At 65.5% G+C, this 23,563-nt stretch carries 20 protein-coding genes; 13 read left to right on the top strand and 7 right to left on the bottom strand.

Annotation, left to right across the window (positions count from 1 at the left end):
* Positions 1-289: 289 nt before the first annotated feature.
* The gene (locus AC1RUR_RS36520; RefSeq protein WP_492852976.1) at positions 290-1,345 is read right to left on the bottom strand and encodes a LysM peptidoglycan-binding domain-containing protein; all 1,056 of its coding nucleotides are present in this window, start codon (positions 1,343-1,345) and stop codon (positions 290-292) included.
* A gap of 185 nt (positions 1,346-1,530) precedes the next feature.
* Between AC1RUR_RS36520 and AC1RUR_RS36515 the strand changes: the two genes are divergently transcribed.
* The 4 genes from AC1RUR_RS36515 to AC1RUR_RS36500 all read left to right on the top strand — a co-directional run bounded on the left by AC1RUR_RS36515 (position 1,531) and on the right by AC1RUR_RS36500 (position 6,029).
* On the top strand, positions 1,531-2,223 hold the full coding sequence (locus AC1RUR_RS36515) for a hypothetical protein (RefSeq protein ID WP_492852975.1): 693 nt from the start codon (positions 1,531-1,533) through the stop codon (positions 2,221-2,223).
* A gap of 242 nt (positions 2,224-2,465) precedes the next feature.
* Positions 2,466-5,129: a bifunctional diguanylate cyclase/phosphodiesterase gene (locus AC1RUR_RS36510; RefSeq protein WP_492852974.1), complete on the top strand. Its 2,664-nt coding sequence runs from the start codon at positions 2,466-2,468 to the stop codon at positions 5,127-5,129.
* 260 nt (positions 5,130-5,389) lie between these two features.
* Complete coding sequence (rpsU, locus tag AC1RUR_RS36505; protein ID WP_492828740.1) at positions 5,390-5,665, top strand: 30S ribosomal protein S21; 276 nt, start codon at positions 5,390-5,392, stop codon at positions 5,663-5,665.
* A 103-nt stretch (positions 5,666-5,768) separates the two neighbouring features.
* Positions 5,769-6,029: a hypothetical protein gene (locus tag AC1RUR_RS36500; protein ID WP_492852973.1), complete on the top strand. Its 261-nt coding sequence runs from the start codon at positions 5,769-5,771 to the stop codon at positions 6,027-6,029.
* 50 nt (positions 6,030-6,079) lie between these two features.
* On the opposite strand, the gene AC1RUR_RS36495 is transcribed toward AC1RUR_RS36500, so the two are convergent.
* Positions 6,080-6,970: a LysR family transcriptional regulator gene (locus AC1RUR_RS36495; RefSeq protein WP_492852972.1), complete on the bottom strand. Its 891-nt coding sequence runs from the start codon at positions 6,968-6,970 to the stop codon at positions 6,080-6,082.
* A 103-nt stretch (positions 6,971-7,073) separates the two neighbouring features.
* Between AC1RUR_RS36495 and AC1RUR_RS36490 the strand changes: the two genes are divergently transcribed.
* Entirely contained in the window at positions 7,074-7,946 is an 873-nt protein-coding gene (locus AC1RUR_RS36490) for an SDR family oxidoreductase (RefSeq protein ID WP_492852971.1), read from the top strand.
* 81 nt (positions 7,947-8,027) lie between these two features.
* Positions 8,028-9,725, top strand: coding sequence for a GMC family oxidoreductase (locus AC1RUR_RS36485; RefSeq protein WP_492852970.1), 1,698 nt, complete (start codon positions 8,028-8,030; stop codon positions 9,723-9,725).
* Between the two features lie 112 nt (positions 9,726-9,837).
* Here the strand turns inward: AC1RUR_RS36485 and AC1RUR_RS36480 are convergent, their stop codons facing one another.
* Positions 9,838-11,937 carry a methyl-accepting chemotaxis protein gene (locus tag AC1RUR_RS36480; protein ID WP_492852969.1) on the bottom strand — a complete coding sequence of 700 codons (2,100 nt, stop codon included), beginning with the start codon at positions 11,935-11,937 and terminating at the stop codon, positions 9,838-9,840.
* Between the two features lie 139 nt (positions 11,938-12,076).
* Entirely contained in the window at positions 12,077-12,199 is a 123-nt protein-coding gene (locus AC1RUR_RS36475; protein ID WP_492828750.1) for a hypothetical protein, read from the bottom strand.
* 297 nt (positions 12,200-12,496) lie between these two features.
* On the opposite strand from AC1RUR_RS36475, the gene AC1RUR_RS36470 reads away from it, so the two are divergent.
* The 4 genes from AC1RUR_RS36470 (at position 12,497) to AC1RUR_RS36455 (ending at position 15,257) form a co-directional block, all read left to right on the top strand.
* Positions 12,497-12,634, top strand: coding sequence for a hypothetical protein (locus tag AC1RUR_RS36470; RefSeq protein ID WP_492828751.1), 138 nt, complete (start codon positions 12,497-12,499; stop codon positions 12,632-12,634).
* A 175-nt stretch (positions 12,635-12,809) separates the two neighbouring features.
* On the top strand, positions 12,810-13,922 hold the full coding sequence (locus AC1RUR_RS36465; protein WP_492852968.1) for a lactonase family protein: 1,113 nt from the start codon (positions 12,810-12,812) through the stop codon (positions 13,920-13,922).
* Between the two features lie 68 nt (positions 13,923-13,990).
* Positions 13,991-14,161: a hypothetical protein gene (locus tag AC1RUR_RS36460; protein WP_492852967.1), complete on the top strand. Its 171-nt coding sequence runs from the start codon at positions 13,991-13,993 to the stop codon at positions 14,159-14,161.
* 211 nt (positions 14,162-14,372) lie between these two features.
* Entirely contained in the window at positions 14,373-15,257 is an 885-nt protein-coding gene (locus AC1RUR_RS36455; protein WP_492852966.1) for an efflux RND transporter periplasmic adaptor subunit, read from the top strand.
* A 168-nt stretch (positions 15,258-15,425) separates the two neighbouring features.
* Here the strand turns inward: AC1RUR_RS36455 and AC1RUR_RS36450 are convergent, their stop codons facing one another.
* A complete protein-coding gene (locus AC1RUR_RS36450; protein ID WP_492852965.1) occupies positions 15,426-16,274 on the bottom strand; it encodes a caspase family protein in 849 nt (282 codons plus the stop codon).
* A gap of 423 nt (positions 16,275-16,697) precedes the next feature.
* On the opposite strand from AC1RUR_RS36450, the gene AC1RUR_RS36445 reads away from it, so the two are divergent.
* The 3 genes from AC1RUR_RS36445 to AC1RUR_RS36435 all read left to right on the top strand — a co-directional run bounded on the left by AC1RUR_RS36445 (position 16,698) and on the right by AC1RUR_RS36435 (position 20,673).
* Positions 16,698-18,428, top strand: a complete 1,731-nt coding sequence (locus AC1RUR_RS36445; protein WP_492852964.1) for a hypothetical protein — start codon at positions 16,698-16,700, stop codon at positions 18,426-18,428.
* 166 nt (positions 18,429-18,594) lie between these two features.
* A complete protein-coding gene (locus AC1RUR_RS36440; protein WP_492852963.1) occupies positions 18,595-19,320 on the top strand; it encodes a thermonuclease family protein in 726 nt (241 codons plus the stop codon).
* A 165-nt stretch (positions 19,321-19,485) separates the two neighbouring features.
* The gene (locus tag AC1RUR_RS36435) at positions 19,486-20,673 is read left to right on the top strand and encodes a pyridoxal-phosphate-dependent aminotransferase family protein (protein WP_492852962.1); all 1,188 of its coding nucleotides are present in this window, start codon (positions 19,486-19,488) and stop codon (positions 20,671-20,673) included.
* Positions 20,674-20,860: 187 nt separating this feature from the next.
* Here AC1RUR_RS36435 and AC1RUR_RS36430 read toward each other — a convergent pair whose 3' ends face one another.
* Complete coding sequence (locus AC1RUR_RS36430; RefSeq protein WP_492852961.1) at positions 20,861-21,967, bottom strand: hypothetical protein; 1,107 nt, start codon at positions 21,965-21,967, stop codon at positions 20,861-20,863.
* Positions 21,967-23,403: an MBOAT family O-acyltransferase gene (locus AC1RUR_RS36425; protein WP_492852960.1), complete on the bottom strand. Its 1,437-nt coding sequence runs from the start codon at positions 23,401-23,403 to the stop codon at positions 21,967-21,969. Before AC1RUR_RS36425 ends, AC1RUR_RS36430 begins: the two co-directional genes overlap by 1 nt.
* Positions 23,404-23,563: the final 160 nt, after the last annotated feature.

Raw genomic sequence — 23,563 nt, 5'->3', positions numbered from 1 at the left:
TCCACCTTGGCCCTCCTCCAGCGCCAAGCGCGCACCACCTCGCATCACCATGACGCGCAGGGGAACCAAAGGTTCCGGAGGTGCAGGGGTCAAAGCGTCGCGGGGAGCTCGGCCTGCATGGTTCGAGACGCCCGCTTTGGCAGGCTCCTCACCATGAGGGTCATCATGCCGAAAAACACGACCTCATCCTGAGGGCCCGCCGCAGGCGGGCGTCTCGAAGGATGGGCCACAGGCGATCTTCTCGCCGCGTTCTTCTTGATATGCGGCGGGCCTTGGCCGTATGCCGCGCTCACTGCGCCTTTTGCGGCAGCACGAAAGTCTGGCCGGGATAGATCAGGTTCGGGTTGTGGATCTTGTCGCGGTTGGCGTTGAAGATCACCGCGTAGCGGGCGCCGTCGCCATAGGCGAGCCGGCTGAGCGCCCACAGGCTGTCGCCGCGGGAGATCACCCGGCTACCGTTCGCCTCGGCCGGTGCACCGTTGAGAGCGTCGGCCGGCGAAGCCGATGCGATCGTCGTGGCGGCAGGCGCTCGCGCCATGGCCCTCGGCTTCGGTGCCCCCATCAATCTGGGCCGGGTCGCGGGCCTGTCCGATGCCGACGGCAAGGATGCCACGACATCCGATTTCTCGTCCGGCGTCTCGGCCCGCTTGGTTTCCAGTTTGGCGGCGGGCGGCGCAACACGCGCCGGCGGCGGCGCCGCCTCCGCGATCGTCACCGGCATGGTGCGGCCGGACTGCGTGACGGTCCCGTCCGGCGCCTTGGCGCGCAGCGTCAGCTCATAGCTGCCGGCGGGCAGCTGCGGCGGCGTCATCACGAACTGGCCCGACGCATCGGCCACCACCGAATACAGCGGCTGGCCGTCGCGCAGCAGCTCGACCTTCGCGCCCGGCACCGCCTGGCCCGCGATCACCGCCGCTTCGCCATGGTCGTCGACGCGCGCGACGTCGAACCGGGGACCGGCGTCGGCCGCAGCCACCGGCGGCTTGGCCGGCACGAGATCGGCCAGCGCCGTGACCTGCTTCTGCGTCTCGGCCAATGGACTGACAGGCTTCGGCGCGGCGGCCGGCGCCGGGGACGCGGGCGGCGCGCTGGCGGCGAGCTTCGGTTCGTCGGGCTTCGGCTCTGCCCTGGTCTCGGCTTTGGCCTCGGCCTTGGTTTCAACTTTGGCCCCGGCTTTGGCATCGGCCTTGGCTTCAACCTTGACCTCAGGCCTGGCCGCGACGGCGGTCTCGGTGTTCGCCCCACCCGGCAACAGGCGGCGCAGCTCGGTGGGACCGATCACCAGCACGGTGCCGACCAATGCGAGCAGGCAGAATGCAATGAAGGCCTTGGAAGCGGTCATCATCAGAAAGCGAACCCTTGCTGGTAAATCAGCCGATGGCGGCAAGTTGCGCCGATTTGGCTGCGGCAGCAAGACGGTCGAAGGGATGAGCCCCCTCCGTTCCCGCCCGCCGCGGGTGAACCGGCACGGCCCGGTCGGCGTCAAATCATCGAGGCCGCATCGCGGCATATTTTTTGAGGATTTTTCCCGTGACCGTGTTTTGCCGCCGCGCGCCATGGCTGGCGCTTGCCATATTGCTCGCCGCCTCCCCCGCACTCGCCGCATCGGGCCCACCGCCGGACTACGTCCTCACCGACAATGCCGACCTTGCCTTCACCTCCCCCGACGGCGCCACCGGGATCGAGCAATACATGAAGGACAGCGGGGATTTCGACGTCAAATGGCAGGCCTGGGCGCGGCGCGGCGCGCAGATGACGGAACTGAAGCCCGAACAGGGCTATGGGGCCGGCTTCCGCTTCACCAAAGACTCGCAATGGCTGGTGCGCATGCAGAAGACCGGCTCCGGCGAGCAGGACCTCTTTCTCTACCATGTCGAGAACGGCGCCTTCGTGAGCGCGACGAAGACATCGCTCAGCGATCTTGCCTGGGCCTATTTCCACAGCCGGCCCGACACGAAGACCATGAAGCTCGACTACCACATCTCGGCCAATCTGATGAAGGGCACCGAAGATGCCTATCGCTGGCTCGGCGTCGACTGGCCCAACAACCGCTACCTCCTGATCTCGCTGTCGGGCGAGATGGACAAGCACCCGAAGAACGTCGCCGTGAAGGGACTGGCCAACTGGCGCTGCCGCTATGACCTCAAGACCGGGACCTTCGACGTGCCGGCAATGTTCGCCAAGGGCAATGCGGAAGCGCTGCGATGGGAGATCAAGCGGTGAGATCCCGCCGCGATCGTCATGCCCGGGCTTGTCCCGGGCATCCACGTTCTTTGTGCTGCGGGGATATGCGTGGATGGCCGGGACAAGCCCGGCCATGACGCTGTGGAGGCTTTTGGTGCCTCTACCGACTCGGTGCGAGCAAACCAACCCGCTGATTCCGCTCCAATTCACACTTTCCTAACCCTTGCTGGTAACGGGGTTTTGTCGGTTTTGCTGCATCTTGCATCCCACGGGAGGGCTGGATGGGCACGTCGATCCGATGGACCGCGCGAATGCGCGCGTTGCTCCGCCGTTGGCGCGGGGCGCCGCTGACATGGCTGATCGTCGGCGGCTTCGTGCTGATGGCCGCAACCGCCATCGGCACCACACTTTCCGTCGACCGCTTCCGGCAGAATGCGATCGAGAGCGGCCGCGACAGCGTGGAGAGCGCGGTACGGCTGCTCGCCCGGCACTACGACCGCGAGTTCGCGGATTTCGCGGTGTTCCAGAAAGGCGTCGTCGCCGAGCTCGAGAGCCACGGCATCGAATCCGCCGAGCTGTTCCGCACCGAGATGAGCACCCGCGCCGTGCACGAGATGCTGCGCGCGAAGGCCAGTGGCTGGTCCGACGTCGCCGGCGCCAATATCTTCGATTCCGACGGCCAGCTGATCAACTCGTCGCGACGCTGGCCGGTCGCCGACATCTCCGTCGCCGACCGCGGCTATTTCAACCGGCTCAAGAACGATCCGATCGCGCAGGAAGAGATCGAGGTCGTGCCCGGGCGGTTCGACAACGGCCCGGCCATCGTCTTCGCACGGCGCATCTCCAGTCCGCATGGCGAGTTCCTGGGCATGGTGTCGCGCGCGATCACGCCGGCCCAGATCGAATCATTCTTCGCCTCGACGGGACTCGGCGAGGAATCCTCGATCGCGATGTACCACCAGAACGGCCAGTTGCTCGCACGCATCCCGCATCTCGATGCCATGATCGGGCAGAATTTTCGCAAGGGTACGCCGGAGCAGACGGCGGTGTTCGAACGCACCTTCGTCACGACCAAGCTCACGAGCCCGATCGACGGCAAGGACCGCATCGTCGCCTCGCGCCTGCTGACCGGCGAGCCGCTGGTCGTGGTCGCGACCAAGTCGCTGGATGCGGCGCTCGCCACCTGGCGCACGCAGACGAAATTCTTCGTCGCCGTGGCCGTGCTGTCGATCGGCTTGCTCGTCCTGACGCTGTTCCTGATCTTCCGCCAGATGACACGTCGGCTCTCGCTGGAGAAGCAGCGGCTCGACACCGCGATGAACACGATGACGCAGGGCCTGCTGATGTTCGACCAGGACGAGCGGCTGATCGTCTGTAACCGGCGGTACATCGAGATGTACGGGCTGTCGGCCGAATTGGTGAAGCCCGGGGCCTATTTCCGCGACGTGATCCAGCACCGCTACGACACCGGGTCCTTCGACGGCGACGTCGACAGCTATTGCGACGGCATTTTGAGCAGTGTCGGCCAGACGCACAGCGCGATCGTGGAGACCGCCGACGGCCGCCTGATCGAGATCAAGAACCAGCCCGGCGCCGCCGGCGGCTGGCTCGCCACCCATGACGACGTCACCGAGCGCATTCGCGCCGACGAGCGCATCGCGCATATGGCGCATTACGACGCGCTGACCGACCTGCCCAACCGCGTGCTGATGCGCGGCCATCTGGAACGCCGCGTGGCGGAGCTCAGCCAGGGCAAGCCGTTCGCGATCCTCTATATCGACGTCGACGAATTCAAGGGCGTGAACGATTCGCTCGGCCACGAGGTCGGCGACGAGCTGCTGCGCCAGGTCGCGAACCGGCTGCGCGCCTGCGTCAGCGGCAACGACCTCGTCGCACGGCTCGGGGGCGACGAATTCGCCATCGTCAAGGCCGGCACGCGCGACCAGGCCGAGCTGACCGCGCTGGCGGAAACGATCCTCAAGGCGTTGCGCACGCCGGTGAACTGCAAGGGCCAGGAGGTGCCGACCGATGCCAGCATCGGCATCGCGATCGCACCCGACCACGGCGACAATCTGGACGATCTGCTCAAGCGCGCCGATCTGGCGATGTATGCGGCCAAATCCGAGGGCCGCCGCACCTTCCGCGTCTTCACGCCCGAATACGACGCCAAGGCGCGGCTGCGCCGGCAGCTCGAGTTCGATCTGCGACAGGCGCTGACGCGCGGCGAGTTCGAGGTGCACTATCAGCCGCTGGTCGACCTCGCGGCCAACGTCGTCACCGGCTGCGAGGCTCTGCTGCGCTGGCGCCATCCCGAGCGCGGCATGATCTCGCCGGCCGACTTCATTCCGGTCGCGGAAGACACCGGACTGATCGGCGAGATCGGCGAATGGGTGCTGAAGCAGGCCTGCACGGAGGCGGCCTCCTGGCCCGGCCGGATCCACATCGCCGTCAACGTCTCGCCGGTGCAGTTCCGGTCCAAGACGCTGGCGCTCAAGGTCGCCGCCGCGCTGGCCGAGTCGGGCCTCGCACCCGGGCGGCTCGAGCTCGAGGTCACCGAAACCGTCCTCATTCGCGACGACGAGGAGGCCCTGACGGTTCTCCAGCAATTGCGCGAGCTCGGCGTGCGCATCGCGCTCGACGATTTCGGCACCGGCTATTCCTCGCTGAGCTATCTGCACCGCTTCCCGTTCGACAAGATCAAGATCGACCGCAGCTTCATCAGCGACATCGGCGAGCCCGAGGATTCCTCACCGATCGTGCAGGCCGTGGTGCACATGGCCGCTGCGCGCCGGATGGCGACGACGGCGGAAGGCGTCGAGACCGAGGCGCAGCGCGAGGTGCTGCGGCAGCTCGGATGCAGCCAGATGCAGGGCTGGCTGTTCAGCCCGGCCGTGCCGGCCGCCAAGCTGAAGCAATTGCTGTCGGCGCAGGCGGCCGCGGCCTAGGACCGCGAAAACACCTCTCGCGCCGACTCGAATCGGCCTCAGACGGCGAATTGACGCGCGCGGAAGCCTTAATCGATTGACACGGCGGCCCGGGAGTGTTCACGTCGCCCCCGAACTGTATCGCGGCGACAAGCAGCTCGCGTGTTCGAGGCCGGCGCGGAAGACCGCCGTCACTGTCATCCTCACGATCGCATTGAAGTTCCTGCGCAACAGGCTGCGTGCAGGACTGCCGCATTTCGCAGCCCGACGAGGAGACACAATTGCAGGTACTTGTTCGCGACAACAATGTCGACCAGGCGCTTCGTGTCCTGAAGAAGAAGATGCAGCGCGAGGGCGTGTTTCGCGAAATGAAACAGCGCCGCTCCTACGAGAAGCCTTCAGAGAAAAAGACGCGCGAAAAGTCCGAAGCCATTCGCCGCGCCCGCAAGCTCGCGCGGAAGCAGGCGATCAGGGAAGGGCTGCTGCCGGCGCCCCCGAAGAAGAAGCTTCCCGAGCGCAAGCCGGCCCTGCCGCAGCTCTCCAGGCCGGCGAGCTGAAGCACCGGCAAGACCGGGCAAAGCATCAGGCCGGGCAGCGGAAGCAAGCCGACATCGTTCCTGCGCATCTTGCATCCGGGAAGACGGTCCATATCTCATCGGCATGATGAAGCTCACACTCGTCCAGGACCAGGCTATCCAGGCGCTCATGGCGGGCATCGTCGGCGCCGAGACGTTCGATCGCGTCTTCGCGGGCATCCGCTTCGACAAGATCGAGGGGACCATGCTCTACGCCTTCGCCGGGAACGCGGAGGTCGCGTCCGACATCGAGGACAGCTACTCGCCCTACATCGCCGCGGTCGCATCGCAGGTGCTGGACGAGCAAGTTGACGTCGTCATCGTGATGCCGAAAGTGCTGCAATAAGCGGTTTGCCCGCGCAACAGCGGCTGCCTGCGCAAACCATGCTCTTCCGCTCAGTCGAGGAAGGCTGCGAGCTCCTCGGGCGCGCCCGAAGGGAACGCGTCCTTGAGACCGTCGAGGAACGCGGATACGCGCGCGCTTAGCAGCCGGCGCGACGGATAGAGCGCCCAGAGCGTGATCTCGGGTCCGTCGACATCGCCCCAGTGGACGAGCTTGCCGGCCGCCAGGTCATGACTCACAAGCGACACGGGAAGCCGCGCGGCGCCGACGCCCGCCCGGACCGCATCACGAACCATCATCAGCGACGCCAGGCGAAGCACCGGATCAACCGCGATACGCGAATTTCCGCCCGGCGCCATCACATCCCAGGTCGGGGTCAGATCGCTCGCTCCGCGCACCACGACCGGTACGGCGCGATCGCCCGTGGGACGACGCAGGCCGGGGCTCGCCACGACCACCAGCCGATCGCGCAGAAAGATTCGTCCAACCAGACTTTCGTCCGGATCCGGATTGACGCGGATCACCAGGTCGTAGCCTTCCTCGATCATGTCGACGGCGCGATCTTCGGTCGTGACCTCGAGCCGGACCTCCGGATGTCTGAGCGCGAATATGGCGGCCAGTTTTCCCATCGCGGTCTGCGAGAACAGCAGCGGCGCGCTGATCCGCAGCCTGCCGCGCGGCCTGTCGCCGCCGGAGGCGATTGCGGCTGCGGTCTCGTCAAGCTCGGCAAGCAACGCCCCCGTCCGCTCGTAGAGCGCGCGCCCTTCCTGGGTGAGTTTCAGGGCACGTGATCCGCGCTCGAACAGGCGCAGATCGAGGCTGCCCTCCAGTTCCGAGACCCGGCGGGACAACGTCGCCTTCGGGCGGCCGGTGGCACGGGCGGCCCGGCCAAACCCTCCGTGCCGGGCGACCAGGTTGAAGTCAGCGAGGGCAAGCAGGTCCATCTGTTCCACCAGTGAGACTAAGCGTCTAAATATAGCGTCTATTGGACCGTGTGTGGATCGCTAATTTGCGGGGGTGCCCTTTGACCCCAACAGGAGTGACCCCATGACTATCCTCGTGACCGGCGCCACCGGCCGTGTCGGCCGCCACGTCGTCCAGCAACTCGTCAAGCGCGGCGCCGATGTGCGCGTGCTGTCCCGCGATCCCGCCAAGGCCGAATTCCCTGATGGCGTGACGGTCGTGAAAGGCGATCTGCTCGACATCGGCTCGCTGCGCGCGGCATTCAGCGGCATCAAGACGCTGTTCCTGCTCAATGCGGTGACGGGCGACGAATTCACCCAGGCGATCATCACGCTGAACATCGCGCGCGAGGCGGGCGTCGATCGGGTCGTCTATCTCTCGGTGATCCACGCCGATCGCTTCGTCAACGTGCCGCACTTCGCGGTGAAGTTCGGCGCCGAGCGGATGCTCGAGCAGATGGGCTTTGGCGCCACGATCCTGCGTCCGTCCTACTTCATCGACAATGATCTCACGATCAAGGACGTCATCGTCAGCCACGGCGTCTACCCGATGCCGATCGGAGCTAAGGGTCTCGCCATGGTCGATGCCCGCGACATCGGCGAGGTCGCAGCGATCGAGTTGATCCGCCGCGATCAGGCGCCTGGCAAGCTGCCGAGCGAAACCATCAATCTGGTCGGCCCCGACGCACTGACCGGTCCTGATGTGGCCGCGATCTGGTCGGATGTGCTGGGCCGCCCGGTCGCCTATGGCGGCGATGATCCCAGCGGCTTCGAGCAGAATCTGGCGAGCTTCATGCCGAAATGGATGGCCTACGAGATGCGCCTGATGGCCGAGCGCTTTGTCAGCGACGGCATGATCCCCGGGAACGGTGACGTCGCGCGTCTGACCAAAATGCTGGGACGACCGCTGCATTCCTACCGCGACTTCGCGACCCGGATCGCAGCGAAGCCGGTCTGACCTTCGCGACACCCCGCCGACGTGACCTCACGATAAATCCACGCTACCCTCTTGGCACAAGAACAAGAGGAAACGCCAATCGTGTACGACTACATTATCGTGGGCGGCGGCTCGGCGGGGTCCGTGCTGGCCCACCGGCTCTCCGCCAGGAGTGCCAACAAGGTCCTGCTCTGCGAAGCCGGACAGGACACACCACCCGGCAACGAGCCGGCCGAGATCAGGGACAGCTATCCGGGCACGGCCTATTTCGATCCGCGCTTCCACTGGACCGAGCTCAAGGTCACGACGCAGGTCGTCAGCCACAACAATCCGAACGAAGCGCGGCCACCTTTGCGCAAATACGAGCAGGCGCGCGTGCTGGGCGGCGGCTCGTCGATCAACGGCCAGATGGCCAATCGCGGCGCGCCGACCGACTACGACGAATGGGACGCGCGGGGCGCCGAGGGCTGGACCTGGAACGACGTGCTGCCGTTTTTCAAGAAGGTCGAGCGCGACCTCGATTTCGACGGCCCGTATCACGGCAAGGACGGCCGGATTCCGGTGCGCCGCATTCCGCGGGAGCACTGGACGCGGCATTCGCAGGCCTTCGCCGAGGCCTTCCAGCAGGCCGGCCATCCCTTCGTGCCGGACCAGAACGGCGAATTCGTCGACGGCTATTTCCCGGTGACGCACTCCAATCAATCAGAGCAGCGCGTCTCGGCCGCGATGGGCTATCTTGATCGCGACACGCGCCAGCGCGCCAATCTGACGATCTCCACCAACACGCAAGTGCGAGAGCTGCTGTTCGACGGCACGCAATGCGTCGGCGTGAAGGCTGTTGTCGACGGCCGGGAGCAGGAATTCCGCGGACGCGAGATCATTCTCTCCAGCGGCGCCATCCATTCGCCGGCGCATCTCTTGCGCGCCGGCATCGGCCCGGTCGGTCACCTCAAGGACTTGGGCATTCCCGTGCTGATGGGGCTGCCGGGCGTCGGCCAGCGCCTGATGGATCATCCCTCGATCTCGCTGTCGTCCTTTGTCCGCCGCGGCGCGCGCATGAACGAGCACACACGGCGCCACATGCAGCTGGGCCTGCGCTATTCGTCGGGCCTCGCGGGCGTGCCGAAGGGCGACATGTTCGTCGTGCTGCTCAGCAAGTCGGCCTGGCATGCGGTCGGCGAGCAGATTGGCTCGCTGCTGACCTTCGTCAACAAGACCTATTCCGAGACCGGACAGGTCAAGCTCGCCTCGCGCGATCCCGCGGCCGAGCCGATCGTCGAGTTCAATCTGCTGTCCGACCGGCGCGATCTCGATCGCCTGATGAGCGGTTTCCGCAAGATGGCGGCGGTGCAGATGAGCGACGTGGTCAAGGCGGTGACGGACAAGCCGTTCCCGGCCGCCTATACCGACAAGGTCCGCAAGATCGGCGTGGTCAACACCAAGAACAGGATTCTGACCAGGATCGCCGCGGCGATGATGGACGGACCGGCAGCGCTGCGCCACTACATGATCGACAATTTCGTCGTCGAAGGTTTCACCTTCGACCAGGTGATGAACGACGACGAGGCGCTGGAAGCCTTCGTGCGCAAGGCGACCATCGGCGTATGGCACGCCTCCTGCTCATGCCGCATGGGCTTGGTCAGCGATCCGATGGCGGTGGTGGACAACCAGGGACGGGTCAAGGGCATCCAGGGCCTGCGCGTCGTCGACGCCTCGATCTTCCCGGTCGTGCCATGCGCCAACACCAATTTTCCGGTGCTGATGTCGGCGGAGAAGATCGCGGCGGCGATCATGCAGTGATGTCGACGACGGTGTCGTAGGGTGGGTTAGCCGAAGGCGTAACCCACCACTTCTGTCACTCCGGAGAGAGAAGGGGTGGGTTACGCTTCGCTAACTCACCCTACGGACTTGTCTACGCCGCCCGGAGGTCGCCGACGAAGCGGTCGACGTCGCGCTTGAGATCGTCCGACAGCCGCGCCAGCATCTTGGCTGAATCCAGCACCTCGCCGGCGGCCGCACCGGTCTGCCCGGCCGCTTGCGAGACGCCGGAGATGTGCCGCGAGACCTCGTTGGTGCCTTGCGAGGCCTGCTGCACGTTGCGCGCGATCTCGCGCGTCGCGGCGCCCTGCTGCTCGACGGCCGCGGCGATCGCGGCCGCGATCTCGTTGACGCGCTGGATGGTGGTGCCGATCGACTGGATCGCGGTCACCGACGACTGGGTCGCGCCCTGGATCGCGGCGACCTGGCCGGTGATCTCCTCGGTCGCCTTCGCGGTCTGCGTGGCCAGGTTCTTCACCTCGGATGCGACCACCGCGAAGCCGCGACCGGCCTCGCCGGCGCGCGCCGCCTCGATGGTGGCGTTGAGCGCGAGCAAATTGGTCTGCTCGGCAATGCCGGTGATCAGCGCGACGACGTCGCCGATGCGCTGCGCGGCATCGGCCAGCGCCTGCACCTCGGCATTGGTGCGATCGGCCTCAGCTGAGGCGGCGCCGGCAATGCTGGAGGATTCAGCGACCTGGCGGCTGATCTCGGTGATCGAGGCCGAGAGCTCTTCCGTGGCGGCGGCAACCGTCTGCACATTGGAGGAGGCGTCGCCCGAGAGGCTTGCGACCGAGGCCGCCTTGGAAGAACCCTGCTCGGCGGTCGACGACATCGACTGCGCGGTCGCGTTCAGCTCGCCCGAGGCCGAGGCCAGCGTGTGCAGCGATTCCGTGACGGTCTTCTCGAACTGCTCGATCAGCCGCTCGACAGCGAGCTGGCGCCGCTCTTTCCGGCCCTGCTCCGCAGCCTTCTCCTCGGCGAGGCGATCACCGGTGATCATGTTCTCCCTGAACACGGACACCGCGCGCGACATTTCGCCGATCTCGTCGCCGCGCTCGATGCCGGCGAGCTCGATCGCATAGTCACGCTCGGCGAGGGAGCGCATCGCCTGCGTCAGCTTGCGTATCGGTGCGCTGACGCGACGATTCACCAGGATGAAGCCGAACAATGTGATGGCGAGCGCGACCAGCATCATGCCGCCATTGAGCGCCAGGCTCCATTTCGCCGAAATCATCTGCTGCCCGGCGCGGGCGACCATTTCGGCAAGCGCGACCTGGCCGGCCTCGACGCTGTAGCCGAGAATGGCGGTGTTGAGCTTCGACAGATCCTCGATCTTGATGTCGATGGTCTGGTTATTGCTCAACGCCTTGATGAAACCCTGCTGGCGCTCGGTCATGGCGGCGGCCTCGCCCTGCTTCGAGCGGGCGATCACGTCGACGAGGCTCGCCGGGGCGTCGGCACGGCCACCGATATCCAGCACCTGGCTCCAGGCCTGCCTGGCGCGGCCGGTATCCTCGGCGGCGCCGACCATGTCGGCGGTGCTCCAGGGCTTGCCGCTCGCGGCCGCAGCTTCGAGGCGGATGGCGACGAGGCCGCCGAAATTGCGTGCGGCCCAGGCCGACTGTTTGACGCCGAGAAGATGATCGACCACGGGATCGGTGAGCTTGAGCGCGTTCTCGAGCTCGAACGTCAGCGCCAGAATGGCATCGAGATAATCCTGCGCGGCTTTGCGGAACTCGTCGCCGACCTTCGCATCGCGCTCCGCCTTGGCCTGGTGGATGGCGGTTTCCGCCTTGGGTCGCAGCGGCACGAGCGCATCATGGATCGCGACGAGCTTGCCGAGGGCGCCGGCCAGGCGAGAATCGGACACGCCATCGAGACGCTCGAGCACGCTCTTGTAGGCGGCCTCGGACAACTGCCGGTTGGTGGCGATGCGATTGTCGGCATTGGCATTGGCCGGCGCGTCCGCGACCAGCGCCGACAGGAAGGTGCCGCGTTCGAGCCGGAAGCCGAGCAGGGTCGCAAACAGCTGCTGGTCGGTGCTGGCGAAGCGATCGACCTTTTGCGCGGCGCCGTTGCGCTCAATGGCCCCGAAGAGACCCGTCGCCAGCTGCCCGACCAGGAACAGGCCAAGCACGCCGATAATGGCGCCGAGAACGGAGCGAATGGAGGGATTGCCGAACAATGCCATGAGAGCGCCGGATCCTGCGGGAAAAGATGCAGAAATATACCGGTCCACCCCCTAAGATTTCGTTCACCACATGCGTCGCGGCCCGCGGCGGGCGAGCCAGGGTCAGTTGAACTACGGAGATCTCAGGCGACGGGAACGCTCATTTCGCCTGCCTCGCCGCCCGGATCTCGGCGAACTCGGCGTCGGGATGCGTGACGATGGTGGTGAACATGATGCCGCTGATGATCAGCGACCAAGCGGTGTTCCAACAAATCCAAAACACGTGCCAGCCTCCGTTTCGGTGTCCTCCGCCCGCGAGACCGGGGGTAACGGCGGGAGAAGGCTTGCCGTTCCCGAGTGATCTTCTGGCCGGGGCCTGCGGCTTGAGCAGGCGAAGCGCAACGCTAATCAAGTTTGTCAGCGAGACCTTGCGATCGGTTTAACCGCTGTGGCGCTTTGCCACGACGTCCCAGGCCCCGCCGGCCTTCAGCTGTGAACGACTTCATAGGATCGCCGCCGGTTGCAGTGCACGATCGTTGTCGCGCCCCGGCGCATTCAATTGACGGACGGATTTGGCCTGATGCGGAAACGGTTAGTCGCCTGGACCATCCTGACCTCGGCGCTGCTCGCCGTCGCCGTTTGGACCGTGCTCGGGCCGCCGGAACGGCCGGCCGGCCTGCATCTGCCCTCCCGCGACCTGACGGCCGCGGTGCGGTAGATTCGTGTTTTGACGCGGTTTCTTGACGCGAACCGGGTATCCACTTCACTCGAAACGCTTTGCTACCGATACGATTTCAGCATCGATCGATCTCAATTGGAATTTGGTGCGGTGACGCGCCTGCCGCTATCCTCTGCGACAAAATAACAATACCGCACGGCCCAAGGAGGAGCCCATGAGACCGACCAACCGCATCGCGCCACGCGCTGCAATCGCCACCACCCTCGCCTTTCTCACCCTCATTTCGGGAGTTCGCGCCGGCATGGCCGAGACCTTCGCCTATGTCGGCAACGCCGACAGCAACGACATCAGCGTGTTCAAGCTGTCCGAGAGCGGCGAGATGACGCCGGTGCAGACCGCCGCCTTCGCGGGCATCGAAAAGCCGGGATCCTCGACGCCGCTCGCGATCACGCCCGACCACCGCGTGCTGATCGCCGGAATCCGCTCGCAGCCGTTCCAGGCGGTGAGCTTTGCGATCGACCCCAAGACGGGCCAGCTCAGCCCCATCGGCAACGGGCCGCTCGCCGACAGCATGGCGAACATCGCAACCGATCGTGGCGGCAAATTCCTGTTCAGCGCCTCCTATGGCGGCAACAAGGTCGCGCTGAATCCGCTAGGCCCGAACGGCGTCGTGGCCGAGCCGAAGCAGGTGATCCCGACCGGGCTGAACGCGCACGCCTTCCTGCCCTCGCCCGACAACCGCTTCGTGTTCGCGACCAATCTCGGCTCCGACCAGGTGCTGAGCTTCGCGTTCGACGCCGCGGCCGGCACGCTCACGCCGAGCGATCCGCCGGTCTACAAGGTGCCGGAGAAATCGGGGCCGCGGCACTTCGTGTTCCACCCGAACGGCAAGTTCGTCTATCTCATCCACGAGCTGAACGGCGACGTCGCGGCGTTCACCTATGAGGCCAAGGGCGGCGCATGGGACGAGATCCAGCGCACCACCGCACTCCCGGAAGGGTTTTCGGGAAAACCATGGGCCGCCGACATCCACATCACCCCGGACGGCCGCTTCCTCTACGCCTCCGAGCGCACCACCAACACGCTCACCGCCTACAAGGTCGACGCTACAAGCGGCAAGCTGACCACGATCGGCAGCGTGCCGACCGAGAAGCAGCCGCGCGGCTTCAACATCGACCCGTCCAGCCGCTATCTCGCCGCGGTGGGCGAGCTGTCCGACGGCATGACGGTCTATGCCATCGACCAGGGCAGCGGCGCACTGGCCAAGCTGAAATCCTACCCCACCGGCAAGAAACCGAACTGGGTGGAGTTCTTGAGCCTGCCCTAGGGGGCGGCGGCCGACCTAAGTAAACATCCGTAATTTCAAAGTCCGGGCCTTGTCGCCATATGACGACGATGGACCGTCATATTGTCTTCAAGTGCCCGCAGACCGGCATGAATGTGCAGCATCGGCTTGGCGACGAGCCGGCCGATCGCACGCACGTGTCCGTGCCCTGCCCGGCCTGCACGCGGCTGCATCTGATCGACCGTTCCTCCGGCAAGCTGCTCGGCGACCGCCGCGGCTGACCGGCGCAGCTCGCGAGCGAACCGTTCCCTTCGCAAATCACAAGCTGCGACCACCCGTGCCCGGCCGGCAGCGGCGAACCTGATCACCAATCCCGCGACTAATCAAAGACTTGCCGCGGCGGCGCGGCATCCCGCTTTGGGACAACGCTGCCGTAGTCCGGACCGCTGCCATCTGCTATCGATTGGAGGCATAGCCCCCGTGGAATTTCCGATGCGTCATTTGCCCCGTGTTCGAAGCCTGTTTCCCGCAGCGATCGCCGCAGTGCTCGTCTTCGGCCAATATCCGGCCGGCGCCGCCGATGACGACGCGCCCAAGGGGCCGGCGGTCACGGTGCTGAAAGTCGCAAAATCCTGCTTCTCCAACATCGTCGAGGCCACCGGCACGATCGTCGCACGCGAGGAGACCTCGGTGCGGCCCGAGCGTCCGGGCCTGAAGGTGACGGAAGTGCTGGCGGAGGCCGGCGAGACCACCACCGCCGGCCAGGTGCTGGCGCGCCTCGCGCTGCCGGAAGGCGGCACGCTGCAGGTCACCGCACCGGTGGCGGGTGTGATCGCCACCTCGACCGCGCAGATCGGCAACCTCGCCTCGGCCAAGGGCGAGGCCTTGTTCACGATCGTGGCGCGCAGCGAATACGATCTCGTCGGCCTCGTGGCGACGACCGACATGCGCAAGCTCGCAGTCAACCAGCCGGCAACCGTGCGCTTCGCCGGCACCGGCGACATCGACGGCAAGGTGCGCCGCATCGGGCCGACCGTCGAGCCGAACATCCAGCAGGGCATGGTCTATATCGGCATCTCCTCGCAGAAGCGGCTGCTGATCAACGCGAGCGGGCGCGCGCTGATCAAGACCGGCCAGAGCTGCAACGTCGCGGTGCCGCTCACCGCGGTGCAATACTCGTCCGCCGGCACCGTGGTGCAGGTGATCCGCCGCAACCGCGTCGAGACCAAGCGCGTCGAGGTCGGATTGATGTCGGGCGGCAATATCGAGATCCGCGACGGCCTCAACGAAGGCGATGTCGTCGTCGCCCGCGCCGGCGCATTGTTGCGCGAAGGCGATCCCGTCCGCCCGGTGATGACCGCGGAAGCGGCGAAGTAGGCTTCCTCGTGTCCCGGACGCGCTGCAGCGTGTAACCGCTGCTGCGCAGAGCCGGGACCCATCTCGTCACACAGCGACAGTCAAAAAAACTGGGCCCCGGCTCAGCGTCGCATCATTGCATGATGCGCCGCGTCCGGGGCACGAGAGAGACCGTAGACTTAGGGAAAACTAGCCGCCGGCCTGATCGAAATTCACGTCCTCGAGCAGCGACGACGACACGGTCGGGACCTGGTCGCCTTCGGAGGCGCGGGAGATGGCGACGCGGGTCTTGTTGAAGGCGCTTTCGGCGCTGCCCTGCGCATTGAGGTTGCCGAGCAGCTCGCTGACCAGCACGCTGTGCTCGCCCTTGCCGTCGTCGACGACCTTGCCGGGCGAAGCGGAGGAGAGGATCAGCGCATTGTCGGGCGCGCTGATCGGCGCGAGTCCGTGGCTGTAGGAACGGAAACGGCGCTCGTAAGGGTTACGGCGGGAGGCATCGACGACGACGAGCTTGGCCTTGGCGCCCTGCTCCTTCATCATGTCGAGCACGCCTTCGATCGAGATGCCGTGGCGGCGGACGTCGCTTTCCTTCCAGATCACGGCATCGATCGGCAGCATGTAGCTCTCGCGGCCGGCCTGCACACCGTAGCCGCCGAAGAACAGCATGACGACGGTGTCGCGCTTGATCCGGGACTTCAGGCGGTTGACGGCGCGGACCATGTCGTCCTTGGTCGCGTCTTCCACCATGTCGACGTCAAAGCCGTTCTTGCGCAGGGTCGAGGACAGCGCGCGGGCGTCGTTGATCGACTGCGTCAGCGGCGCGCTGGCGTCGGGATAATGTCCATTGCCGATGACGAGGGCGAGGCGCGAGGCATGGCCGATCGAGCCGGTCACCTGGTCGGTCGTAACCGCCTTGGCGGCATCGAGCGCGCGCATGTTAAGGGCAGCATGGGCGCCGATCACGAGCGAGACCGTGCCGATGAGGGCTGCGGCCACCGCAATCGTGCGTCGGGAAATGTCGAGCTGCCTTACATTCATCTCGCTTCATTCCTGTCAGTGCCAAAGACCAGCCAAGCGCGCGCACACTGTTTGAGTAGCGCGATGGCGTCTTTAGGTTTGAGGGATTGGCCGGGGGAGTGCCCCCGAATTGCGCGCAATTTGCGGCGCCGCACCAAACAAACCTTTAACGGGATATAGTGTGCCCTGCAATAGATTGCCCAAAATTTGAGCTAAGTGATTGAGAGCACGCGATAATCATCCAACGCCGCCAGGCGCTTTTTTTTCGTTGCCACCCCCTTTTTCAGACCCCGATCAAGCAGCCGCCGTGCCAGATTTTTCCGTGACCTTCATCACATTTGTATTTCCTGCGAATCCGGGTAGCTTTTCAAAGACTTGCAGGGACCGACACGCGGATGGGACCGCGCGCCGGAACTCGGGCAAGGCCCCGCGACCAGGTATTTCATGAGCTTTCACTATTTTGCCGGCGCCGCGTGCCGCGCGCTGACGGCGCGGAAGGACGGCCCCTCGCTTTACGACGTCTGCGATCCCGTGCTGGCGGGGCCAACCAGCGGCGATCCGCATCTGGCCAAATTCTACAAGACCGCACTCGGCAATCCCGCGCTGCGGGTGCTGCTGCGCCGCGCCGGCCTGCCGGATCTGCGTGACGAAGACAGGCTGAACCGGCTGCGCGAGGCGCTGGTGCGCGCCCGCGACGAGGCCGAGCCGGATTGGGCCGCGGTCGGCCAGCCCGTCGCCGATCTCGTCGACAGCATCGCGCTCGACCACCCCAAGCCACCGCCGGCGCTGTTCACCGGCACCATGCCGCACGCCTCACAGATCGACGGCGTGATCCGCGACTGTGCGCAGCATCTGCTCGTCGCGTATCGCAAGAACGGTTTTCTGCCGACCTATGCCGCCTTCAACCTGATCGGCGATCCTGATTTCCGCGGACGCGAGCTGACCATGGCGCTCACGGGGCTGAACGCGCGCGGCTACAAGAACTCCTCGCTGCTGTTCAACCTCGCCCGCGTCTTCATCGCGCGCTCGCCGGCGCGCGCGGTCGTCAACCCGCCCTGGACCGGCATCGCCGAGCCGATGTGGGAGCCGGTGCAGATCCGCCACCGCTCGGCCTATTACGACGCGTTCTTCATCGAGGCGCTGCTGAGCTTCGTCGAGACCGGGCTCGCTTCGCCGACGGACAAGATCGCGGCGGAGCGCGCGATCGCCGACATGGTGGATTTCTGCGTCAACATCAGTCGTGAAGAGGTCGAGGGCACCGACGGCGCACGCTTTGACGTCATCACCGCGCTCGCGCCGGCGCCGCATCCGCGCTTTTCGCGCTTCTTCGCCCAGATCAAGCAGGATCTCGGCTTCGGCGTCTACGTGCCGGATTGCGACACCACGGCCTGCTCGATCTCGGCGGCGACGCAGGCCGGCTGCACCGATCCGATCATCGACCAGCCGCTGCTGGATTTCTACAGCGGCTACCAGGTGCGCGCCGGCGTCAACGAGCCGCGCGTCACCGTGCCGCTCAACGACAACATCGACTACGAGGGCGGGGTCGCGACCTGGATCGACAATCTCAAGGGCGAACGGCCCTATGGCAACGATCTCGATCCGACGCTCAATCTCGACATTCTCGAGGTCAGCTTCCGCAACCTTTCGCGCTGGAAAATCCTGGAGACGCCGGCACGGCTGGCGACCGTGCATCGCATCATCGGCTTCCAGAAACGGCTGGCGGCCAGCGGCGCCTTCGCCAATCCGCGCTCGCACATCTACTACCTGCCGGAGCTCTACAGCGCTTATTTCGGCCGCTGCTATGCCGCCTTCCTGGCGCTGCCGCTGGCGGCGCAGGCGGCGATTGATCCGGCCGGCGACTTCGATTTCATCCGCCACCGCGTGCTGTCCTACGTCAAGGGCGAGTTGATGGCCGCCGAGATGAACGTGTTCGACGCGGCGCTGGCGCTGATCGCGCTCGGCCATCTCGGCGCCGATCCGCGCGCCTTCGCGCCGGCGCTGAATGTCATCGTCGCGTGCCTCGGCGAAGGCGGCCGCCGCGGCCCGTTTCGCGCCTATGAATGGAACAAGATGAAGACGCCGACGCGGATCCTGGTCGGCGGACCCGAAGTGACGTCGGCGTTCGTGCTGATGGGGCTGGCGGTGGCACGGAGGCGAATGGTGAATGGCGAGTAGCGAATGGGGGCTCGCGGCGTCCCTATTCGCCATTCCCCACTCGCTATTCGCCCGCTTCGATGACGGGAAGTTGAAAGCCTGTCCGTTGGGCATATGCTGGCCGGGCGGACAAAAGCCGACCACAATTGCGCGGCTTATCGAGATTGTCCTGAACACGCGGACCGGCATGTTGCGAAAGTTCCTGATTGCGCTGTCCTTGCTCGCTCTCCCGGCGCTGGCGCAGGCCGCCGACATCACCGGCACGGCGAAGGTGCGCGACGGCGATTCCGTCGTGATCGGCAACACGCGGATCCGGCTCGGCGGCATCGACGCGCCGTCGTCCGACCAGCTTTGCCTCAACACCAAGGGCGAGCGCTGGACCTGCGGCGTCGCCGCCCGCGACGAGCTTGCCAAATACAGCGAGGGCAAGAGCTGGGTCTGCCATACCCGTGCGATCGACCGGCGCGGCCGCACCGTGGCGCGCTGCGACGTCGGCGGCGAGGACATCCAGAAATGGCTGGTGCGCAGCGGCTGGGCGCTGGCCTACACCCGCGTCTCCAAAGATTACGAACCCGACGAAGCCGCCGCGCGCGAAGCCAAGGCCGGCATGTGGCAGGGCGCCTTCATCGCGCCCTGGGACTGGCGCGTGCGCAACAAGAAGACGACGATATTGGGGGCCGCCAAGCCGCCGGATGGCGCGCATTCGGTGCTGCTCGCCTCGGCCTCGGGCCCGGTCGCGCCCTCGCCGGACTGCACCATCAAGGGCAACGTCAACAGTGCCGGCGAGTGCATCTATCACCAGCCGACCAGCCGCTGGTACACCCAGATCAAGATGAGGATCAGCAAGGGCACCCGCTGGTTCTGCTCGGTGGAAGAGGCCGAAGCGGCCGGTTGCCGGGAGACCAAACGATAGAAGCATGGTCCGGAAAAGTGTGAAGCGGTTTTCCGACAAGACCATGCTTAGAGCAAAATGGCCGTCAGGCCTGCGTTTTAGGCGCTTTTCTTGGCTCCCAGCGCCACGTAAAAGTAGGAATCAGCGACCCACCATCCTGTTCTCAAGCAACAAGGACCGACAGCAATGACCGTTCGCGCGGGCCGGGAATTTCTGGCCATCCCCGGGCCCACCACGATGCCTGACGAGGTGCTGCGGGCGATGCATCGTCCGGCGATCGACATCTACTCCAAGGAGATGCACGAGCTGACCGATACACTGCTCGCAGACATCTCGAAGCTGTTTGCGACCAAGGGCAAATCCTACATCTACATCGCCAACGGTCACGGCGCCTGGGAAGCCGCCTTGAGCAACGTGCTGTCGCGTGGCGACAAGGTGCTGGTGCTGGAGAGCGGACGCTTCGCGATCGGCTGGGGCAATGCGGCGGCGCTGATGGGCGCCGAGGTCGAGGTGCTCAAGGGCGACTGGCGCCGCGCGGTGCGGCCGAGCGAGGTCGAGGAGCGCCTGCGCCGCGACAAGGAGCACACCATCAAGGCCGTCGTCGTGGTCCAGGTCGACACCGCCTCGGGCGTGCAGAACGACATCGAGGCGATCGGCAAGGCGATCAAGGCAAGCGGGCATCCGGCACTGTACATGGTCGACACTGTCGCCTCGCTCGGCTGCATGCCGTTCGAGATGGACAAATGGGGCATCGACGTCGCGATGTCCGGCTCGCAGAAGGGCCTGATGACGCCGCCCGGCCTCGGCTTCGTCGCGGCGAATGCGCGCGCGCTGGAGGTGCAGAAGAAGGCCAATATGTCGACGCCCTATTGGAGCTGGAGCGAGCGCGAAGGCACCGAGAACTATCGCAAATATGCCGGCACCGCGCCGGTGCATCTGTTGTTCGCCTTGCGCAAGGCGATCGACATGCTGCACGAGGAAGGGCTCGAAAACGCCTTCCGCCGCCACAGCCTGCTGGGCGAAGCCGCGCGCCGTGCGGTCGGCGCATGGTCGGAAGGCCAGGTGCTCGGCTTCAACGTCGCCGAGGCCAGCGAGCGCTCCAACACCGTGACCACGGTGACCATGAGCAACGGCCATGATCCCGCGGTGCTGCAACGCTATTGCAAGGAGAAGTGCGGCGTGGTGCTCGGCACCGGAATCGGCGACCTCTCGGGCCAAGCCTTCCGCATCGCCCATATGGGCCATGTCAACGCGCCGATGCTGCTCGGCACGCTGGGCGTGATCGAGATCGGCCTCAACGCGCTGAAGATCCCGCACGGCAAGGGCGGGCTTGAAGCCGCGGTGTCGTATCTCGGCGAAGAGGTGGCGGCGTAATCGCCGCCGTCGTCCCGGCGAAGGCCGGGCCTCTTTCTTCCTTCTCCCCTTGTGGGAGAAGGTGGCGGGAAGCGCCGGATGAGGGGTTGTTTCCTCAATCGCAACTGCCAGACTCGCGGAGAGAACCCCTCACCCGCCTCGCCGCCATGCGGCGAGCCACCCTCTCCCACAGGGGGAGAGGGGAAGATCAGCGCGCGACGCGATAGGCCTCTACTTGAGCTTTCAACTCATCCAGTGATGCGGTCGGCTTACTGCGATCGACGCGATACTCTCCGCTCGCCAGCCATTTCAGCACCATCGCATCCACCACCGGCGAATGGTGGATGACGTCGCTGTAATTGCCGAGGTCGTGGGTCACGTCCCTGACCGCGCGAAAATCGTGCAGGCGCACGTTGGGAAGCTGCGTCAGGCGCTCGGCGACGACCGCCGTGAGATCGGTGACGATCTTCAGCGTTGCCGGCGAGGCATCGCGCATCGCGACGAATTGCAGGATCGAATAGGGCGGGAAGTAGATGTCGAAGGTCACGTCCGGATGGCGCGCGATCAGGCCGACGGCGTCGCGCTCGAAATGCCTGATCATGGCGTCGTAGCCGTAACCCTCGCCGAGGAAGCCGCTGCGCACGGGGTCGGTGATGTAGGCGAAGGCCGCGCGGGTCCGCTCCGCGTTGTAGACGCGCGCAAGGTCGAAATCCCGTGGCAGCGCGTAGATGTCGTCGACGTCGGACAGGGCGAATTTGACGGGAAGAAAAGGTGCCGCGCGGGTCAGCGGCTCCCGCAGCGGCGGGATCGACCGCAGCAGCGCGAACAGGGATTCCTTCGCCATCGCCGCGCTGAACAGATAGGTCGCGGCGCCCTTTGCGGTCCTTCGATAGAGATCCGCCGAAAAATAGGGATCGGCGTCGATGCCGGGCGCATCGACGAAAAGCCAGTCGTCCATCTCCCAGATCACGCGCCGGGCGCCGCGCCCGATCGCCTGCTCCAGCACAAACCCCTGCTGGCGCGAATTGGACCCGGTCATCGCCAGCTTGAGCGAATGGACCCCGAGCGCGCGATCGATGTCGCTCTGACGGAAATGGATCGCGAGCGATGAACCGATGAAGGCGGTGTCGAACGACTGGCTGCGGATCAGCCCGGCATTCTGCATGCGCGTGTCGTCGGAATAGAACGCCGCGACGAGGCGCGAGGGGCGGAACAGCTGCAGCGGATCGACGGCGAAGGTGAGCGCCGCTGCGCCCAGCACGCACGCGACGCTCGCGAGCAGAAGATGCTTCAGACTGGTGAACGTTCCCTGCATCAGAACCGGAAATAGATGAATTCGCTGTGGCTCTGGATACCCAGAAAGCCGAACGCGAGCACCAGCGATGCACCGTAGAGAAACAGCGGCCGCATGCGCCCCGCCCGCAGGCTCTCGCCGACCCTGCGATTGCCGTGATCGTAGCCCATGATCGCTTGCGTGTTCGGCGCCAGCCACACCAGCGCCGCATAGATCGTGACCTGTACCAGCGCCGCGATCTCCTCGCGGCCGAAGACGATGGTCGCTGGATCCGCCATGGCGCGGACGATCAGCAAGGCCCAATCGACCCGCTCGGCACGGAAGAACACCCAGGCCACGACGACGGCGAGGAAAGTCAGCACGGCGCCGAGGATGCGGACCGGGCGCGCAAGCGTCGACGGAATGTTCGGCACCAGCGTATTGAATGCATGATTGACGCAGAGATAGGCGCCGTGCAGCGCGCCCCACACCACGAACGTCCAGGCCGCGCCGTGCCAGAGCCCGCCGAGCAGCATCGTGATCATCAGATTGACGTAGCGCAGCGCGCGGCCGTGACGATTGCCGCCGAGCGGAATGTAGAGATAGTCGCGCAGGAATTGCGACAGCGTCATGTGCCAGCGGCGCCAGAACTCGACGATGCTGGTGGCCTTGTAGGGCGAGTTGAAGTTGACGGGCAGAAAGATGCCGAACATCAGCGATATGCCGATCGCCATGTCGGAATAGCCGGAGAAGTCGAAATAGAGCTGGAACGTGTAGGCGAGTGCGCCGAGCCAGGCCTGGTCGAAGCTCGGCGCGCGCGCGTCGAAGGCGAGCGCGACCAGCGGCTGGATGCCGTCGGCAAGGCAGGTTTTCTTGAACAGGCCGATCGCAAAGATGATCACGCCGCACAGGATCAGATGCGCCTGCGGATGCTTGGACTCCTTCCGCTCGAATTGCGGGATCATGTCCTTGTGATGGAGGATCGGCCCCGCGATCAGATGCGGAAAATACGTCACGAACAACGCGTAATGCGGCAGCGCGTAGGCCGCGACCCGGCCGCGCCAGGCATCGACCAGGAACGCGATCTGGGTGAAGGTGTAGAAGGAGATGCCGACCGGCAGCAGGATGTGGACCGCGACATGCGTGCCGGCCAGCGCGTTGATGTTCTCGGTAACGAAGCCCGCATATTTGAAGATGCCGAGCACCAGGAGATCGCCGGCGACGCCGAGAGCGAGCGCCGCTTTTCGTTGCATTGGAGCGAGCTTCGCCACGATCAGGAGATGACCGATGCCGTAATTGAACGCGATCGAGACCAGCAGCAAGGCCACGAACTGCCAGCTGCCGATCGCGTAGAAGGCGAGCGAGGCCAGCGCCAGCCAGACCACCGGGGCCAGATTGCTGCGCCGCCCCAGCCAGAAATAGCCGGCCAGCACGACCGGCAGGAACAGCAGGATGAACGGGTAGGAATTGAACAGCATCAGGCTGGACCGGCGGCGGGGTACGGAGCCTAAAGCACACAAGCGGCCGAGCAACAACCCGGCGACTTGGCGCAGTCCCGCTGGCAATTCGAGGAATCGGGACGATATAAGAGGCAACGCGGCGGACAAGGCGGCGGCTCTCCCCCTCCCCGTTCTTACG

Source organism: Bradyrhizobium sp. GW821-FHT12B03, assembly GCF_058807535.1.
The sequence above is the reverse complement of the archived record's forward strand: the minus strand, read 5'-3'. Positions and strand labels throughout refer to the sequence as shown.